The 15,712-nt window shown below is 69.5% G+C and carries 17 protein-coding genes and 2 tRNA genes; 8 read left to right on the top strand and 11 right to left on the bottom strand.

The genetic code is table 11. The features are described from left to right. Nucleotides 1-5 precede the first annotated feature (5 nt). Entirely contained in the window at nucleotides 6-425 is a 420-nt protein-coding gene (locus AB0367_RS26420) for a hypothetical protein (protein WP_366229105.1), read from the bottom strand. A gap of 263 nt (nucleotides 426-688) precedes the next feature. On the opposite strand from AB0367_RS26420, the gene AB0367_RS26415 reads away from it, so the two are divergent. Both AB0367_RS26415 and AB0367_RS26410 read left to right on the top strand, forming a co-directional pair. Next, complete coding sequence (locus tag AB0367_RS26415; protein WP_366229104.1) at nucleotides 689-1,024, top strand: type II toxin-antitoxin system RelE/ParE family toxin; 336 nt, start codon at nucleotides 689-691, stop codon at nucleotides 1,022-1,024. Continuing rightward, entirely contained in the window at nucleotides 1,021-1,335 is a 315-nt protein-coding gene (locus AB0367_RS26410) for a helix-turn-helix transcriptional regulator (RefSeq protein ID WP_366229103.1), read from the top strand. The genes AB0367_RS26415 and AB0367_RS26410 overlap by 4 nt, the downstream gene beginning before the upstream one ends. A gap of 193 nt (nucleotides 1,336-1,528) precedes the next feature. Here the strand turns inward: AB0367_RS26410 and AB0367_RS26405 are convergent, their stop codons facing one another. Continuing rightward, a complete protein-coding gene (locus AB0367_RS26405) occupies nucleotides 1,529-1,993 on the bottom strand; it encodes a MarR family transcriptional regulator (protein ID WP_366229102.1) in 465 nt (154 codons plus the stop codon). Between the two features lie 156 nt (nucleotides 1,994-2,149). Further along, nucleotides 2,150-2,746: a GNAT family N-acetyltransferase gene (locus tag AB0367_RS26400; protein ID WP_366229101.1), complete on the bottom strand. Its 597-nt coding sequence runs from the start codon at nucleotides 2,744-2,746 to the stop codon at nucleotides 2,150-2,152. Between the two features lie 122 nt (nucleotides 2,747-2,868). Between AB0367_RS26400 and AB0367_RS26395 the strand changes: the two genes are divergently transcribed. Beyond that, complete coding sequence (locus tag AB0367_RS26395) at nucleotides 2,869-3,774, top strand: MBL fold metallo-hydrolase (protein ID WP_366229100.1); 906 nt, start codon at nucleotides 2,869-2,871, stop codon at nucleotides 3,772-3,774. A gap of 114 nt (nucleotides 3,775-3,888) precedes the next feature. On the opposite strand, the gene AB0367_RS26390 is transcribed toward AB0367_RS26395, so the two are convergent. After that, nucleotides 3,889-5,490 carry an ADP-ribosyltransferase domain-containing protein gene (locus AB0367_RS26390; protein ID WP_366229099.1) on the bottom strand — a complete coding sequence of 534 codons (1,602 nt, stop codon included), beginning with the start codon at nucleotides 5,488-5,490 and terminating at the stop codon, nucleotides 3,889-3,891. A gap of 93 nt (nucleotides 5,491-5,583) precedes the next feature. On the opposite strand from AB0367_RS26390, the gene AB0367_RS26385 reads away from it, so the two are divergent. From AB0367_RS26385 to AB0367_RS26370, 4 genes are all read left to right on the top strand, one after another. Next, complete coding sequence (locus AB0367_RS26385; protein WP_366229098.1) at nucleotides 5,584-6,261, top strand: macro domain-containing protein; 678 nt, start codon at nucleotides 5,584-5,586, stop codon at nucleotides 6,259-6,261. A gap of 74 nt (nucleotides 6,262-6,335) precedes the next feature. Continuing rightward, the gene (sigJ, locus tag AB0367_RS26380; protein ID WP_366229097.1) at nucleotides 6,336-7,280 is read left to right on the top strand and encodes an RNA polymerase sigma factor SigJ; all 945 of its coding nucleotides are present in this window, start codon (nucleotides 6,336-6,338) and stop codon (nucleotides 7,278-7,280) included. Between the two features lie 91 nt (nucleotides 7,281-7,371). Continuing rightward, on the top strand, nucleotides 7,372-8,568 hold the full coding sequence (locus AB0367_RS26375; protein ID WP_366229096.1) for an FAD-dependent oxidoreductase: 1,197 nt from the start codon (nucleotides 7,372-7,374) through the stop codon (nucleotides 8,566-8,568). A 102-nt stretch (nucleotides 8,569-8,670) separates the two neighbouring features. Continuing rightward, on the top strand, nucleotides 8,671-9,546 hold the full coding sequence (locus AB0367_RS26370; RefSeq protein WP_366229095.1) for an alpha/beta hydrolase: 876 nt from the start codon (nucleotides 8,671-8,673) through the stop codon (nucleotides 9,544-9,546). 99 nt (nucleotides 9,547-9,645) lie between these two features. Here AB0367_RS26370 and AB0367_RS26365 read toward each other — a convergent pair whose 3' ends face one another. From AB0367_RS26365 to AB0367_RS26345, 5 genes are all read right to left on the bottom strand, one after another. After that, on the bottom strand, nucleotides 9,646-9,909 hold the full coding sequence (locus tag AB0367_RS26365) for a hypothetical protein (protein WP_366229094.1): 264 nt from the start codon (nucleotides 9,907-9,909) through the stop codon (nucleotides 9,646-9,648). Next, nucleotides 9,902-10,189, bottom strand: a complete 288-nt coding sequence (locus AB0367_RS26360; RefSeq protein WP_366229093.1) for a hypothetical protein — start codon at nucleotides 10,187-10,189, stop codon at nucleotides 9,902-9,904. The genes AB0367_RS26365 and AB0367_RS26360 overlap by 8 nt, the downstream gene beginning before the upstream one ends. Before the next feature lie 186 nt (nucleotides 10,190-10,375). Then, entirely contained in the window at nucleotides 10,376-11,047 is a 672-nt protein-coding gene (locus tag AB0367_RS26355) for an HAD family hydrolase (protein WP_366229092.1), read from the bottom strand. Nucleotides 11,048-11,541: 494 nt separating this feature from the next. Beyond that, nucleotides 11,542-11,615: transfer RNA gene (locus AB0367_RS26350), tRNA-Ile, on the bottom strand. A gap of 91 nt (nucleotides 11,616-11,706) precedes the next feature. Beyond that, nucleotides 11,707-11,779: transfer RNA gene (locus tag AB0367_RS26345), tRNA-Asn, on the bottom strand. Between the two features lie 227 nt (nucleotides 11,780-12,006). On the opposite strand from AB0367_RS26345, the gene AB0367_RS26340 reads away from it, so the two are divergent. Beyond that, nucleotides 12,007-12,339, top strand: a complete 333-nt coding sequence (locus AB0367_RS26340) for a hypothetical protein (protein WP_366229173.1) — start codon at nucleotides 12,007-12,009, stop codon at nucleotides 12,337-12,339. Nucleotides 12,340-12,529: 190 nt separating this feature from the next. On the opposite strand, the gene AB0367_RS26335 is transcribed toward AB0367_RS26340, so the two are convergent. Together AB0367_RS26335 and AB0367_RS26330 are read right to left on the bottom strand one after the other, a co-directional pair. After that, complete coding sequence (locus AB0367_RS26335; RefSeq protein WP_366229091.1) at nucleotides 12,530-13,537, bottom strand: sugar phosphate isomerase/epimerase family protein; 1,008 nt, start codon at nucleotides 13,535-13,537, stop codon at nucleotides 12,530-12,532. Nucleotides 13,538-13,954: 417 nt separating this feature from the next. Further along, nucleotides 13,955-15,493, bottom strand: a complete 1,539-nt coding sequence (locus tag AB0367_RS26330; RefSeq protein ID WP_366229090.1) for a ThuA domain-containing protein — start codon at nucleotides 15,491-15,493, stop codon at nucleotides 13,955-13,957. Between the last annotated feature and the right edge of the window lie 219 nt (nucleotides 15,494-15,712).

The following is a 15,712-nucleotide window of genomic DNA, read 5'->3' as shown; positions in this document are numbered from 1 at the left end:
GGCGATCACTTGACCTGGCAGACCACCCGCACGTCCCGCTCCTCCCCCACTGCGACGGTCACCGCCGACGGCTCGCAGAGCGCGTCGCCACTGCGCGCCTCGAGCCGGTACGCCCCCGCCGCCAGCACGAACCGGAACCGTTCCCCGTCGCCCAGCCGCTGCCGGGCCACCTCACCACCACCGCGCCGCACGACCACGGTCCCCGCCACGGCGACCGGCTCGCCCGCCGATCCGCTCGCCTCCACCGCGGGTGGCGGCCCTCCGGAGTACACGATCGCACCAGTGACGACACCGGTCGCACCGCCACCACCGTCGCCAACGCCGGACCCGCGGCCACACGCCACCGCCCCGGCCTGCATCAGCAACGCGAGCGCCAGCGCCGCTCCCACAACGAGGCGCCGCCGGACCCGGGCAGCTTGGCTCACAGTCCGCTAGCGTAGCCCCACACACCGTAGCGCTGCTGTCCACACCAGCCCGGCCAGCAGCGCGGCCCCCAGGGCGAGGGCGCCACCGGGCCCGGGCGACTCGGCTCACGGGCCGCCAGCGCAGCCCACGCTACGACGCCGGGTGTGGACGCCGGACAGGCCGGGTTCTCGCGAGGCCGTTTAGTTCGAGCTATAGTCGGCAGGCGCCTGCGGAACCTAGCCGCCGTTGGACGATCAAGACGACAACCGACGTCCGACAGTGGTTGCGTTCCCTGCGTCAGTCCGATCCAGACACCTATCTTGCCGTCAACGTCGCGATCGACATGTTGGCCGAGCGTGGGCCTGGGCTTGGACGTCCGCTGGTCGACACGCTGCAGGGCTCGACCATCGGCAACCTGAAGGAGCTTCGACCGAGGTCCGGTCGGGACGTGTCGATCCGTATCCTGTTCGTCTTCGACCCTTGGTCGCAGGCCGTGCTCCTTGTCGCGGGGAACAAGGCAGGTGAGTGGTCGGGGTGGTACAAGACGGCGATCCCCGTAGCCGAGATCGCCTACGAAGACTGGCTGGCCTTTGAGAGGAAGCGAAGGGAGGAGTCATGACCGAGTTTCACGACTGGGAGGACATCCGCGCCGAACTCGACGACGGCGACCCTGATGCGCTTGCCACTGAGCGTGCCCGCACCGAGGCCTGGGTGAGCGCCTTTCACCTCGCCGAGGAACGCAAGCGACTCGGTCTGACGCAACGTCAGGTGGCAGACCTCATGGGGGTCACTCCGGGCCGGGTCAGCCAGATCGAGAACGGCGACCTCGACGCCAACGAGGTCGCGACCCTGAGCCGTTATGCACAAGCTTTGGGTGCTCGGCTGCGGATCATCTTCGACTACGGCAACGATCTCCGCCAGATCGCCTAACGCCTCGCCACCCAGCGGGCCGGACCTTGGGTCCACGCTAAACGCGACGACGGCGTGGTGGCCCGCTTCGCGGGGGCCACCACGCGGACGAGCGTCTGGAACGCTTGGCTCATCAGGCCGGCTTGGGCCTGACCCCCGCCCGCGCCCTGGTCGGGCCCCTGCCCGGTCAGCTGGCCCCGTTCGGCTGGCCCAGTCAGCCGGGTCCGATCGCCGGAAGCGAGCCCCCGTAAGACTCCATCAGGATGCGCGTCAGCGAATCCCGAATCGTCTCGACCACCTCGGGACCGATGACCCCGGTCCACTCCTCCTCGAGTTCGACGTAGATTTCCTCCACCGCGACCAGGAGGTCACGCCCCAGCGGCGTGAGCGCGACGGTCTTCACCCGCCCGTCCTCCGCGAGCGCACCGCGCTCAACGAACCCGCGCTGCTCCAACTGGTCGAGCGCCTTCGACGCCGCCTGCTTCGACACCCGCATGAGCTGAGCGAGCTGCCCACCAGTGGTCGGCCCACCTCGCGCGGCCAACAGCACATACCCGGCGGATGGCGGAACGTCCCGCCATCCTCGCCGCGCCAGCCGCTCGTGCAACTGCTCGACAAGCAGACGGCCGGCCATCACGAAAAGCCGGGCGAGCGGCACGGAATCGGCGACGTCAGACACGCACGGACCATACCGTCACGAAGTCGCCGAGGCCCGACCATCACGACCTCCGACACGACTGTCGGATCGCTCGAACGGCCGCCCCGCAGCCCCGTCAACTTGGTTGACCATATTCAATCAGCCGAGTAAGCTCTCCGTCAACCAGGTTGACCAGATCTAGGGAGTTGCATCTAGGAAAGTCACCCGCATGACCGCCCGCCGGGGCGTCGGACGACTCACCTCAGAAAACCCGGCTTCGGCGAAGATGCTGCGACTTCCCACGTACAGCTCACCGACCCAGGCGAAGTCCTGCCCAGGTCGCTTGACAATTGGATAGCCCTCGATCGCCAGCGCACCGCGGTCCCGTGCGAAGTCGACCGCGGCGCGCGCCAGCGCCCGGCTGACGCCCTGCCGCCGGTAGCCCGCACGCGTGACGAAGCATGTGACGGCCCAGACGTCGGGGTCGGTCCTGTCCTCGTCACGGTCCACCCACGGCACCCGCGCGGAAAGCAGACGGCGATAGGCCACGCGCGGCTCGACCGCGCACCAGCCGGCGGGCTCGCCGTCGAGGAACGCGACCAGGCCGCTGGTCGAGCGCGCCCCGGGGTCGCCACACCCGGTCTGTTCGCGCAGCCGCTCGGCGCGTTCCTCGACGGACGCCGACGACCCCGATCCGCCGTGGATCTTGAAGTACTGGCACTGGCATCTGAACGGATCACCGCGGGTACCGAAAATGGCCCGCAGGTCGTCCCAGCCCGCCTCGTTGGCGGGCACAACAGAGATCACGTCAGCCCCGTTCCCTTTGTGCGGCTCGTTCAGTCCATGCCGCTCAGCTGTCTGGCGCTATCTGGATTCCTGCCGGAGGGCGATCAGCCGGTCAACCTAGACTGGCGGTCATGCTCGAGACGGTGGTTCCCGGGGTTTACGCCTGGATGCAGCCGGACGGCACCTGGTGGGTCAACAACGCGGGTGCGGTCGCCGCCGGCGACGAGGTGTTCCTGGTCGACACGTGCGCCACGGAGGCGCGCACTCGCAGTTTCCTGACCGCGGTCGAGCAGGCCGCACCCGGCCGACCGATCCGGATGGCGGTCAACACGCACCAGCATGGCGACCACACGTACGGCAACAGTCTCCTACCAGCCGGCACTGTCCTGATCGGACACGAGTGCATGCGCGAAGGGCTGCGGACGGACCCGATCATCGACGGCTGCCCGCCGTTCTGGCAACCGGTGCCGGATTGGGGCAACGTGACGCGGCGCCTGCCTGACGTCGCGGTGCGGGACCGCCTGACGGTCTATGCGGGCGACACCAGGATCGAGCTGCTCCACCCGGGCGGGCCGGCACACACAACGGGTGACCTGGTGGCCTGGCTGCCGGACGAGCGGGTCCTGTTCACCGGCGATCTCGTCTTCAGCGGCCTGACCCCGCTGGTGTTCATGGGCTCACTCCCGGGCGCCATGGGGGCGCTGCACTGGATGGCCGCCCTTGAGCCGGCGTATGTGGTGCCCGGCCACGGACCGCTGTTGACCGGCGAGGAGATCGCCGCGGCTTTCGACAAGATCGGGCGGTACTACGAGCTGGTTCTCGATACGGCAGTGGATGGCCTGTCCGCCGGCCTGACCCCGCTGGAGGCCGCCCGCGAGTGCGACCTGGGCGAGTTCGCGGCGTGGGCCGACGCGGAGCGGATCGTGCTGAACCTGCATCGGGCATACGCCGATCAGCAGGGCAGCGAGCTGGACCTGATCGCCGCGCTGTCGGACGCCGTGGCCTGGCGCGGCGGCCCGATGCCGACCTCGGTGTAGCAAGGCCCCCAACGCCAACGGCCACGCTGCCTCCACCGTGGTCGACGACGCGGGTGAGGCTCAGGCCATCCGGCGAGGACGTGATCGGCCGCAGCCCGCGTCTCGCCGCGCTCGTCACGCCACCATCCGCTGCTCGGCCAGCTCGGTCAGCCGCACGGTGCAGAGGCCGCCGCGCTCGGACGTCACGTCGGTCACCTTCAGCTGCGTGCCGGGGGCGAGGATGAACTCCTCCTCACCGGTGAACGCGGAGAAGCTGCGAATCCCGACCGCCCGCACGGGCCGCACCTCGAAGAGCGTCCGCTTGCCCCGGCTGCCGAGGAACGCCTTGGCCACGCTGAGCTTCGACGTGCACGAGGAGACGCCCCACCAAGTCACGGTCTGGCCGAGCGGATACTGCGGGCGCAGGTCCAGCGACACCCCGCGCCACAGCGGCTCGGTGCGGGCGGGCAGCCGCGACACGGCTGAGAACAGCAGCCTCAGGTAGGGCAGGTACGGGACGACCCGGCCCCGGTCCGGGTTGCGCAGCGTGGCGTTGATCTGCCGGTAGAACGCCGACTCGCAGGTGTACAGATAGAGCGCCGCGACCTCGTCGGAGGTGAGGCCGCCGGACGAGCTGCCGTCCGCTTGGCGCCGGCCGAACTCGTGCGACGTCTCAACGTGCCAGTCGAGGCCCGCCAGCAGCTTGGCCGCCGGGGCGATCGCCTCGCGGAAGTCCAGGAGGGGGGTGTCGAAGACGCCGGTGATCGCGGGAAGGGAGAGGCCCTCGTCCTTGACGCTGGCGAGGCGCTCGAGGTAGAGCTTGTGCAGCTCCATCGTGGAGGCGATGAACGCACCCATGCGCTCGGCACCGTCCCGCGCGCCGTGCTCGTTCCAGCCCTTGCTGGGCAGCCAGTCGATCTCGTCGGCCCCGAGGGTCCGCAGCGCCGCGTTCACGGTCGCGAAGTGGTCCCCGTCGCAGAAGATGTCGCCCTGCGCGGCCGGGTTCGGGTGGTCGATGTGGCGGACCTCGACCGCGGGATACTTCTTCTGCAGTCGCAGCACGACGTTCTTGAGGTTGCGGGCGTGCACGCCCCACCACGCGAACACGACGCCCCGGTCCTGCTCATCGGCGTCCTGCTTGGCCTTCAGGATCTCCTCGACGAGCCGCTCGACGACCGGCCGCCAGAACGCGGTGTGCTGATCGGTGGCCATGGCGCCGTCGCCGCTGGCCGTGAGCGAGGCGTTGAGCAGCAGTACACCCTGGGTCAGCATCGCCTGGAACCACTCCGGCGGCTGCACGGTGTCGTGTTGCTTGAGCAGGGCGCGGATGTCGGCGATCGGCGTCTTCTTCGCGATGCCGTACTTCCACATCGCCGCCGCCTTGATGATGCAGCGGATGCTGACGACCTTGCCGAACTGGCTGTCCGCCCACTCGTGGAAGGTGTTGTCGAACATCGCGATGCCGGTCGCGCTCGCGGGCCGCGGATACGGGTTCTGCCCGAAGACGACGACCTTCCACTTGTGCGGTGGGTTGGGCTTGAGCGCCTGGAAGGTCAGCTCGCGGACGGGCACGACCTGCGGGCTGCGCCCTGGGCCGATGAACGTGGCCGCAGCCGGCTGCGCCTCGATGACCGGCTTGAGCAGCGGCAGCCACGGCTCGCCGCCGCCCTTGAACAGCTCGGCGAGGGCCAGCGGATCGTCCGGGTCGAAGGCCGCCGTCACTTCGTTGTCGCTCATCGTGTGCTCCCCGCTCTCCACTGTGGACCTAGCCCGCACGAGGCTCGGCGCACGGTAACACCGACTCGACGCGCTCGGGTATCTTCGTGGCCCATGACCGTCAAGCAGGAACAGTCGCCGCTCCGGGTCGTGCTGAGCGACGTCAACGCGAAGGTGGTACAGGCGTGGATGTCGGCGTTCGCCGACACTCCCGAGGTCGAGATCGTCAAGGGCTCGATCCTCGACCAGCACGTCGACGCCTGGGTCAGCCCCACCAACTCCCACGGGGTCATGAACGGCGGCGTCGACGCGGTCATCAAGCGCCACCTCGGCGCCGGCATCCAGCTGCGCGTCCAGCGCGCGATCCGCGACGAGTTCGGGGACTCCCTGCCGATCGGGAGCGCCGTGTGCGTGCCGTCCGGGGCGGCCAACCCGAAGTTCCTGATCTCGACGCCGACGATGGAGCAGTCCGTTCAGAACGTGCGTGAGACGCTGAACGTGGCCCTGGCCTGCGCGGCCGGGTTCCAGGCCGTCCACATGCGCAACGACCGCGAGCCCGGCAGCATCGCGTCGGTGGCGCTGGTCGGCATGGGCGCGGCGACGGGCAAGGTGCCTCCGCAGGTGTGCGCCAACCTGATGTGGGCCGGCTACACCCTGTTCAACGACTGCACCTTCAGCGACTACGAGGAGCTACGCTCCACCGTCCGCGAGCAGCTCGACGACATCGAGAGCCGCCCGGCGACCGAACGGGTCCGCATCGCGCCGCCGACGCAGCGCACCAGGCGCCGTTAGGACCCTGGACCGCGCCTGTCACGGGTCTCATCACGGCGGCGGCTGATCCGCGCCGCGCGGGATAGCATCGGGCCATGCCCTTGACCGCGAACGACGTCGAGCGGTTCGAGGCATCCAGGCGGCGCCTGGAGGCCATGGCCTACCGTCTCCTCGGCTCCGCTGAGGAGGCCGAGGACGCCGTGCAGGAGACGTTTCTGCGCTGGCAGGCCGCCGACGTCGACCGCATCGAGGTCCCCGAGGCCTGGCTGACGAAGGTCCTCACCAACCTGTGCCTCAATCAGCTCACCTCCGCGCGGGCGCGCCGCGAGACCTATGTGGGGCAATGGCTTCCCGAGCCGCTGCTCGGCGGGGACCCGATGCTCGGACCGGCCGACACCGTCGAGCAGCGCGAATCGGTGTCGTACGCGGTCCTCACGCTCATGGAGCGCCTCTCCCCCGGCGAGCGGGCGGTGTACGTGTTGCGGGCGGCCTTCGACTACCCGCACCGGGAGATCGCCGAGATCCTCGACATCACCGAGGCTGCCAGCCAGCAGCTCTTCCACCGCGCCAAGAAGCACATCGCGGACGGCAAGGCCCGCATCGAGATCGACGAGGCCGCCGCCCAGCGGATCGTCAAGGAGTTCCTGGCGGCCGCCACCAGTGGCCGGACCGAGCCGCTCGTGCGCCTGCTCACCGAGGACGCCGTCGCGGTCGGCGACGGCGGCGGGAAGATCCCGGCCCGCGTCAAGCCGTTCGAGGGCGCCGTCGCGGTCGCGAAGTTCCTGTGGGGCCTGTTCAAACCGGGCGAGGCCAAGCGGGCCATCGCCGGCGGCGCGCCCGAGGTCTACGCCTGGACCGCCAACGGCGACCCCGCCGTCGTGGCCGTCGTGGATGGCCGGATCGTCGGCGTCATGTGCCTGGAGGTCACCGCCGAGGGCATCGCCGCGTTCCGCAACCAGGTCAACCCTGACAAGCTCGAACGGGCGGCCGCGCACTGGGCGGCCGCCGACCGCGGGGAGCCTCTGTTCAACGCCTTCTGACCGATGTGAGGTGCTTCACATCGCGTTCCTGTCAGGAAACGGCGAGCCGCCCGGTTCGAGTGGCAGACCCGCGCAAGACAGGAGCAACGAAATGCAGCATCGCATCATCGTCCTCGGCGCCGGATACGCCGGTGCCAGCGTCGCCGGGCGCCTCGCCAAGCGGCTTCGCGGCGAGGACGTCGCCATCACCCTCGTCAACGCCGAGCCCGACTTCGTCGAACGCGTCCGCATGCACCAGCTCGCGACCGGCCAGGACCTCAAGCCCCGGCCATTCGGCGAGATGTTCGCGGGCACCGGCGTCGAACTGAGGCTCGCGAAGGTCACCAGCATCGACGTCGACCGCAAGGCCGTCGCCGTCATCGACGCGAACGGCGCCGAAGAACTCGCCTACGACACGCTCGTCTACGCCCTCGGCAGCGGCTGGAACGCCCAAGACGTTCGCGGTACCGCTGAGTACGCCCATGAGATCGCCAGCCGCCCCGGAGCCCTCCGGCTGCGCGAGCGGCTGGCCCGCCTCGGCGCCGGGCAGAGCGTGGTCGTCGTCGGCGGCGGTCTCACCGGCCTGGAGGCGGCGACCGAGATCGCCGAGGCCCGCCCCGACCTCGGCGTCGCCCTCGCCACCAGCGGCAGCCTCGGTGACTGGCTCTCACCCAAGGGCCGCGAGCACCTGCGAAACGTCTTCGGCAAGCTCGGGATCACCGTGCACGAGCACGCCGCCGTCACCGGCGTCGAGGCCGACCACGTCGCCACCGCCGACGGCCGGGCCATCCCGGCCGCCGTCACCGTGTGGAGCACCGGCTTCGCGGTCCACCCGATCGCGAAGGCGACCGCCCTGGAGGTCACCGGCACCGGCCAGATCGTGGTCGACGGGAGCATGCGCTCGGTCTCGCACCCGGACGTGTACGCCGTCGGCGACGCGGCCATGGTGATGGGCCCCGGGGACAAGCCGTTGCGAATGTCATGCGCCTCGGGAGTTCCGACCGCGTGGCAGGCCGCCGGCGCGATCGCGGCGCGCCTGAGCGGCGGGAAGCTGCCGAAGGTGCCGATCCGCTACTTCAACCAGTGCATCTCACTGGGCCGCAAGGAGGGCTTGATCCAGTACGTCACCGCCGACGACCGCGCCGTGCAGGCGGTACTGATCGGACGGCTCGCCGCCGTCTACAAGGAACTGATCTGCAAGGGCGCCGCCTGGGCCGTCGCCAACCCGACGCTCGGGCTGCCGACCCGGCGCCGCCGCGTGACGCGGGAGCGGGCTGTGGCGGGCTCGGCCGTCAAGGCGCTGGCGTAGAGCACGATGCGAGGCGGGCGCTCTCGAGTGCACCGCCTCGCCGCCCGCCATTCCCGCGCGTGTGCACCCGATCACGGCCCGTCCAGCCGTAGTCTCAACTTCATGGCGACGACTCAGACACACACCCTCGCCGCGCCCGGCGTTGACCTGGTCTACGACGTCCGCGGACCGCTCCCGCCGGCCGGTGACCGGCCTGCGCTGTTCATGATCGGCCAGCCGATGACGGCGGAGGGCTTCGGCACACTCGCCACCCATTTCACGGACCGCACAGTTGTCACGTACGACCCACGCGGCCTGGGCCGAAGCGTGCGCACGGACGGCCGGTCGGATCACACGCCGCAGCAGCAGGCGGCCGACCTGCACCTGCTGATCGAGGCGCTCGGCGCCGGTCCGGTCGACGTGTTCGCGAGCAGCGGCGGTGCGGTGACCGCGCTCGAACTGGTCGCGACCCACCCCGGCGACGTCGTCACGCTGGTGGCACACGAGCCGCCGATCAACGCCGTGCTTCCCGACGCCGCGGGCGCCGAGCGCGCTCGGGCCGCCTTTCACGAGGCGTACCAGGCGAACGGCTCCGGCGCGGGCATGGCCGCGTTCATCGCGATGACCTCCTGGCAGGGCGAGTTCACCGACGCGTTCTTCGCCCAGCCCACGCCCGACCCGGCGATGTTCGGCATGCCGACCGACGACGACGGCACCCGCGACGATCCGCTGTTGTCGAAGAACTCGTGGGCGATCACCGACTACCGCCCCGACGCGGGCCTCCTCACCGCGGCGCCGAGCCGGATCGTGATCGCGGTCGGCGAGGAGTCGGCGGGCACGTACACGGCGCGCACGGCCCTGGGCACCGCGGCCCTGCTCGGCCAGCAGGCGACGGTTTTCCCGAGCCACCATGGCGGCTTTCTCGGTGGTCACTTCGGTTACGCGGGCAAGCCCGAGGAGTTCGCCGCGCGGCTACGCGAGGTTCTGGCCGCCGGCTGACACTCCGCCGGGGGCCACGAGGGCGGGGGTTTCCGCCCCGCCCTCGCCGAAGGACGCGCGGGCAGGGTGAGCGCTCCTAGCCAACGAGGACGACGCGCGTCAGGCCGCGTGTCCGTAGTGGCGTTCGCGGTACTCCTGCAGCGCCCGCCGGACGATGCCCGACTTGCCCTCACGATCGCGGCCCGCGGCCTGCTCCAGCCATTCGAGCATCGAGGGCGGCAGGCGGAATGTGGCGGGCCGCATCACCGGTGCGCCCTGGTCGTCGACCTGCACCATCGGCTCAGCGGCGAACTCGGCCGTCGCGGCCGGGCAGCTGGTGTTGTTGGCCTTCGTCATGACAGTGAAGTCCGGCAGTTCACCCATCGCTGTTCCTCCCGAGCCAGGTCTCGAACTCGGCTCCGCTCGTCGGCTTGGCCCGTGCCACCCGCCAGACGAACGAGTCGTCGTAGCGAACCAGCAGCACGGCAATCGCTCGGCGCTGCGCAGTCACCGAGTACACCGCGAGCACATCCTTGTCGGCGCGGACCCATAACTGATCATGTTGCGGCGCCTCCAACGCCTCGGCGACCTCGGCGATGCTCACCTCAGTGAGCTTCGCCGCCGGTTCACCAACCGCCGGCATCAGCCACAGCAATGCAGCCACGCCGCCAGCGTATGACACGTATGACACACGCCGCCAGGCCTCTCAATCGGCGGGCGTCCGTCCGAGCACCCGCACGTCGGCCCGCACTGCGGTGTGCGTATCCGCAGACCTTCCACCCGGGAGGTCTGGCTTCGCCTGCCTTGGCGCCCCGCCGCTGACTGCCCTGGCTAACGTAGGTCAAGCGCCTCAGCACAAGCGCGGTAGCCGTGCTGTGAGGCCGGCGAGATTGCTGATCACGTCGGCGGCGTCCATGCCATCGGGCGCCGGTCGCCCGCGCCGGTTGACCCAGATCGCGGCCATGCCGGCGGCCTGAGCGCCCGCTACGTCTGCTGTCAGCGAGTCTCCGACATGCAGGACCCCCTCGGCCCTCATCCCCAGCATCGCCAGGCCGCGCCGGAACATCTGCGGCGACGGCTTGTACGCGCCAACGTCCTCGCTGCTGACCACGGCAGCGAATGACAGCCCGTGGTAACTGAGCGCTGCCTCCAGGTCCGCCCGGTCGATGTTGGACACGACGCAGATCGGCAGGCCAACGCTATTCAGGAAGTCGCGCGTACCGGGTCGCAGTGGAGCCGTTCGCCAGTGTCTGAACTGGTCTTCGCACAACGCGACCGCATCCGCGGTACATCCAGTCGCCGCCAACGCCGTGGCGAGGCTGGCCACGGCAATCTCGCGCTGCGGCCGGAAGGGGGAGGCCACCATTGCGGCTTGGAACGCCTGCCACCACGCGCCGTCGATGTGGTCGGGGGTCACCGCCCCGGACGCACTGGCAGCGGCACGGGTGCAGATCGACGCCACTACCTCGTCGTCCTCTTCGACGACGGTGCCGTAGAAGTCGAGCAACAATCCCTCGATCACAACCGTAGTGTCGTCGCGTAGCGGGTCTGCGTCGAGTCAGATCAGTGCGACGACAGCTGCGGGCGGCGCTGTCGCAGGCGATCGCGGACGGTTGCACCACCGTGAACGTCGCTAAGTCCGTCGGGCTTGCGACGATCCGCACGCACAAGCGCAAGGCATGGACCAGCTTGGCGAGAGCCTCGGATGAACGGGGCTGCGACCCGCGCCGCAGCGCCGGATCATGCCCTCATGACCAAGGACGTGGACCGGTCGCAGGCTCCCAGTGTCTTCGAGGTGCTCCGGACAGCGACCGTCTGGTTCGTGGCCGGCGGACTCGGCGCATGCTGCTGCTCTACTCGCTGCACCTGGTCGTCGATGCCCTGCTGCCCGACTCGTGGAATGTCGGCGCCGGCTAGCCAGGGCAGCGGAGAGACCAACTGCTGCACTCCGCTGCCGTTCCGGACCCTTTCGGGCCCGCTTGGCCTTCATGTCGGCGCCTTTTACCAGCGCTTTTGTGGGGCGGGCGGGACTCGAACCCGCGACCAAGGGATTATGAGTCCCCAGCTCTAACCTGCTGAGCTACCGCCCCAAGCGTCGCAAGTTTACCGAGCCATGCAAGTCGAATGCTGCCCCGAAACGGTATGGGCCAGAAAAAATGGCCTCCGAGGAGGCCAGTAAAGCTCCCGCGATAGGACTCGAACCTATAACCTGCCGGTTAACAGCCGGCTGCTCTGCCAATTGAGCTACGCGGGATCGCATCTCCCCCTCCGTTCGAGGGCGACCGGGAAAGAGTACAGCATGACTCGGGGGGTCTGCGCCAGCGGGTATCCCATCCGTTGGCGCGGACCACCGCATCGGGTGCCAGATCTTGGCAAACCGCAGCAAGATCGATGTGTCGGGACGACGATGGACGGGTATGTCAACGCAAGACGGCGCAGCAGGCAACGATGACCCGGCGCCGTCAGAAGGAGGTCGTCGCCATGCGCGGCAAGCTACTGTTCCTCGGCGGTCTGGCCGCGGGCTTCGTGCTCGGCGCCCGGGCCGGTCGGGAGAAGTATGAGGAGCTCAAGACCACTGCTCTGAAGATCAAGGAGAGCCCGACGATGCAGGAGGCCGCCGGGGTCGTCCAGGAGCAGGCGACGCGGCTCTACAGCGAGGGCAAGACCAAGGTCACCGACAGGCTGGCGAACAGCCGCTTCGCCGAGACGGATCTTGGGCAGCGCCTGCTGCACACGTCGCAGTCGCCCGCGATCGAGCGGGACATGGCGACGAGCGGCACGCGCACGACGCCGTCGTCGGGCACCAGCTTCTAGGTCACGACCGAACACGTGCAGGGCCGACCCGGGCAAACCGGGTCGGTCTTCGCGTGTTCGGCCAAAAGACCAAAGCAAGGCCAGCAACAAGGCGAGGCCGTGCGCCAAAGCCGTATAACCGACACGTCCGCGCAAACAGGATGGACGACGCGGCCCTCGACCAAGCGAAGGCCGCGCCGGAAGAGGAGCGTCAGGACGAGGACGAGAAGGCCGCGTCGAAAGCGGCCGCCGGGGCGTCGAAGGCCAGCCTGCGCACGAACTGCAGGGCCTCCGGGGCGCCGACCAGGCGGTCCATGCCGGCGTCCTCCCACTCGATCGAGATCGGGCCGATGTACCCGATCGCGTTGAGGGCCCGGAACGAGTCCTCCCACGGCACGTCGCCGTGGCCGGTGGAGACGAAGTCCCAGCCGCGGCGCATGTCGGCCCACGGCAGGTGCGACGCGAGCCGGCCGCGGCGGCCGTCGCCGGTGCGGACCTTCGCGTCCTTGCAGTCCACGTGGTAGATGCGGTCGGCGAAGTCGAAGATGAAGTTCACCGGGTCGAGCTCCTGCCACACGAAGTGTGACGGGTCCCAGTTGAGACCGAACGCCGGGCGGTTGCCGATCGCGTCGAGGGTGCGCCGCGTCGTCCAGTAGTCGTACGCGATCTCGCTCGGGTGCACCTCGTGCGCGAACTTGACGCCCACCTCGTCGAAGACGTCGAGGATCGGGTTCCACCGGTCGGCGAAGTCCTGGTAGCCGGCCTCGATCATCTCCGGTGGTACCGGCGGGAACATGGCCAGGGTGTGCCAGATCGACGACCCGGTGAAGCCCACGACCACGTCGACGCCGAGCTTGCGCGCGGCCCGCGCGGTGTCCTTGATCTCCTCGGCGGCACGCCGCCGCACGCCCTCGGGCTCGCCGTCTCCCCAGATGCGGGCCGGCAGGATGCCCTGGTGCCGCTGGTCGATCGGGTGGTCGCAGACGGCCTGGCCGACCAGGTGGTTGGAGATGGTCCAGACCTTCAGGTTGTACTTCGCCAGCGTCTCCAGTTTGCGGTCCACGTAGGACTCGTCGGAGATGGCCTTGTCGACCTCGAAGTGATCGCCCCAGCAGGCGATCTCGAGACCGTCGTAGCCCCACTCGGACGCGAGGCGGCAGACCTCCTCGAAGGGAAGATCGGCCCACTGGCCGGTGAAAAGCGTGATTGGACGCGCCATACTGCTGTCCTCCGATGAAGGGGGTTCCAGGCGCGAGGGAGACCTGTTGATTCACAACGGGTGGAACGGAAACGAAGTGGGTTGCGCCCCCACGCTGCAATCCTAAAAGACCTGCTAGCAAAGCAAAAGAGGTTCCCCGCCCGCTCGGACCGCGCCGGGGAATGGAGTCCGGGCGGCGTCGGCGTCGCCGACCCGGAATCCGCAACGGCGCGTCATGTGTCCGAGCGGGCGGGGCCCGAAGGAAGGGCCGTTCGGCGTCTCGGCCCCACCTCCGTCAATCCGGCCGGCGCGAGGCCGACCGAGGTCAATCCGGCCGGCGCGAGGCCGACCGAGGTCAATCCGGCCGGCATGGGGCCGACCGAGGGTCGATCCGGCCGACGCGACGCCGGCCGAGGGTCGATCCGGCCGGCTGGGGCGTCAGCCGATCAGCGTGAACTCGTCGATGTCGAAAAGCGACCCGGAACCGCCGTGGAACACGAGGTACAGACTGGTGGAAGCATTCGTGGCGAGCGGAATCGAGGCCTCCTGGAAGGTGTCCCAGCCGCCCGTGTTCGTCACCGCGAGCGTGCCGAGCAGTGCGCCGGTCGAAGAGCCGGCACGGAACTCCACTGTGCCGCCGGTGCCCGCCGAGGACCACTTGACGCGCACCCCGGCGACCGTGGCGAGGTTGACGCCGGTGTACCCAGCCCAGTCGTTGTTGTCGATGAAGCCCGCCGTCTGGCCGCCCGACGCGGAGCCGTGCGCGGCGACCTGCAGGCCGCTCATCGACGACCACGCCTCGCCCTGCCGGGTGGTGGCGTTACGCAGGAGGGTGAACTGATCGACGTCGAACAGCGAGGTTCCGGTGCCGCGGAACACGAGGTACAGCGAGGTGGCGGCGTTCGAGACGAGCGGCGTGAACACGTCGCGGAACGTCTCCCAGCCGCCGGTGTTGGGCACCGCGACCGAGCCGAGCAGCGGGCCCGTGGTCGACCCGGCGCGGAACTCGATGGTGCCGCCGGCGCCGGCCGAGGAGGCGCGCACGGTGACGCCCTTGACCGCGGACAGGTTGACGTTGTTGAACCCAATCCAGTCATTATTGTCGATGTAGCCGGCAGTCTGGCCGCCTACGGCCGGGGCGTGGCCGGCGGCCTGGACTCCGCCGGTCGAGGAGTACGCCTCGCCCTGGTAGACCGACGCGCCGGACGGCGCGGGCGGCGAGCAGTCGGCGTCGACGCGCTTGGCGGTGTAGCGGATGGCGCCGAGCAGCAGCTTGGTGAAGTTCGTGTCGGTGTAGCTCTCCTCGGTGTGACCCAAGCCGGTGTAGAAGGAGCGTCCGCTGTCGATGGTCTTGCACCAGGTGATCGGGTGGTCACCGTTCATGGTGCCGCCGGAGTACGACGACTCGTTGAGCGACGTCAGCACGTGCGCGGTGCCGCGCGGGTTGGACTGGTAGTTGTACCACTCGTCGGTGCGCACCCAGGTCGCGCCGAGATGCGCCGTCGCCGGGTGGGTGCGGTCCTCGACGTTGACCGTGGCCTGCTGGATCGCCGGGTGCGAGGCGAACCAGGCGCCGACCAGCGTGCCGTAGAAGGGCCAGCCGTACTCGGTGTCGGCCGCGGCGTGCACGCCGACGTACCCGCCGCCGCCACGGATGTACGCCTCGAACGCGGTCTGCTGCGCGTCGTTGAGCACGTCGCCGGTCGTCGACAGGAAGACCACGCTCTGGTACTGCGCGAGGTTGGCGGTGGTGAACGCGGCGGCGTCCTCGGTGGCGGTGACGGTGAAGTTGTTGGTGGTGGCGAGCGCTTGGATGGCGGCGACGCCGTTCGGGATGGACGAGTGGCGGAAGCCGGCCGTCTTCGAGAAGACCAGCACTTTGTACGGTGCGTCGGCCGCGCTGGCGGGCGCGGCGCTCAGGGCACCGGTGGCTAGGAGGCCCACCGTAGCGGCGGCGAGCCACGAGCGGATGGTCATGACAGTTCCTTCACGATCGACTCGTCGGGTCTGCGCGCGCCGCCGCGCTGTCATGTCGGTACAGCTCTGCAGTTGTCGTTTGCCCGGGGCCACGGCCCGGCACCTGGCTGGCGCCGCGCCGGGGCTCCGGTTGTGCTCTCCCCCGCGACCGGTACCTCCACCCGCGGGGCGCAACCGCGGATGGTCCCTCGCTACCGGTGCCGGCGGAGAAGTCGGAGG

The sequence above is a fragment of the Dactylosporangium sp. NPDC051484 genome (assembly GCF_040689395.1).
GTDB lineage: Bacteria > Actinomycetota > Actinomycetes > Mycobacteriales > Micromonosporaceae > Dactylosporangium.
Note: the sequence above shows the minus strand (reverse complement) of the source record. Positions and strands in the feature narration are given on the sequence as shown.

Bases quoted from the DNA above. Each gene is read 5' to 3' on its own strand.
- AB0367_RS26365 (WP_366229094.1), bottom strand. From the start codon at position 9,909: ATGGGTGAACTGCCGGACTTCACTGTCATGACGAAGGCCAACAACACC.
- sigJ (WP_366229097.1), top strand. From the start codon at position 6,336: ATGCCCTTGACCGCGAACGACGTCGAGCGGTTCGAGGCATCCAGGCGG.
- AB0367_RS26330 (WP_366229090.1), bottom strand. From the start codon at position 15,493: ATGACCATCCGCTCGTGGCTCGCCGCCGCTACGGTGGGCCTCCTAGCC.
- AB0367_RS26395 (WP_366229100.1), top strand. From the start codon at position 2,869: ATGCTCGAGACGGTGGTTCCCGGGGTTTACGCCTGGATGCAGCCGGAC.
- AB0367_RS26375 (WP_366229096.1), top strand. From the start codon at position 7,372: ATGCAGCATCGCATCATCGTCCTCGGCGCCGGATACGCCGGTGCCAGC.
- AB0367_RS26335 (WP_366229091.1), bottom strand. From the start codon at position 13,537: ATGGCGCGTCCAATCACGCTTTTCACCGGCCAGTGGGCCGATCTTCCC.
- AB0367_RS26370 (WP_366229095.1), top strand. From the start codon at position 8,671: ATGGCGACGACTCAGACACACACCCTCGCCGCGCCCGGCGTTGACCTG.
- AB0367_RS26410 (WP_366229103.1), top strand. From the start codon at position 1,021: ATGACCGAGTTTCACGACTGGGAGGACATCCGCGCCGAACTCGACGAC.
- AB0367_RS26385 (WP_366229098.1), top strand. From the start codon at position 5,584: ATGACCGTCAAGCAGGAACAGTCGCCGCTCCGGGTCGTGCTGAGCGAC.
- AB0367_RS26390 (WP_366229099.1), bottom strand. From the start codon at position 5,490: ATGAGCGACAACGAAGTGACGGCGGCCTTCGACCCGGACGATCCGCTG.
- AB0367_RS26340 (WP_366229173.1), top strand. From the start codon at position 12,007: ATGCGCGGCAAGCTACTGTTCCTCGGCGGTCTGGCCGCGGGCTTCGTG.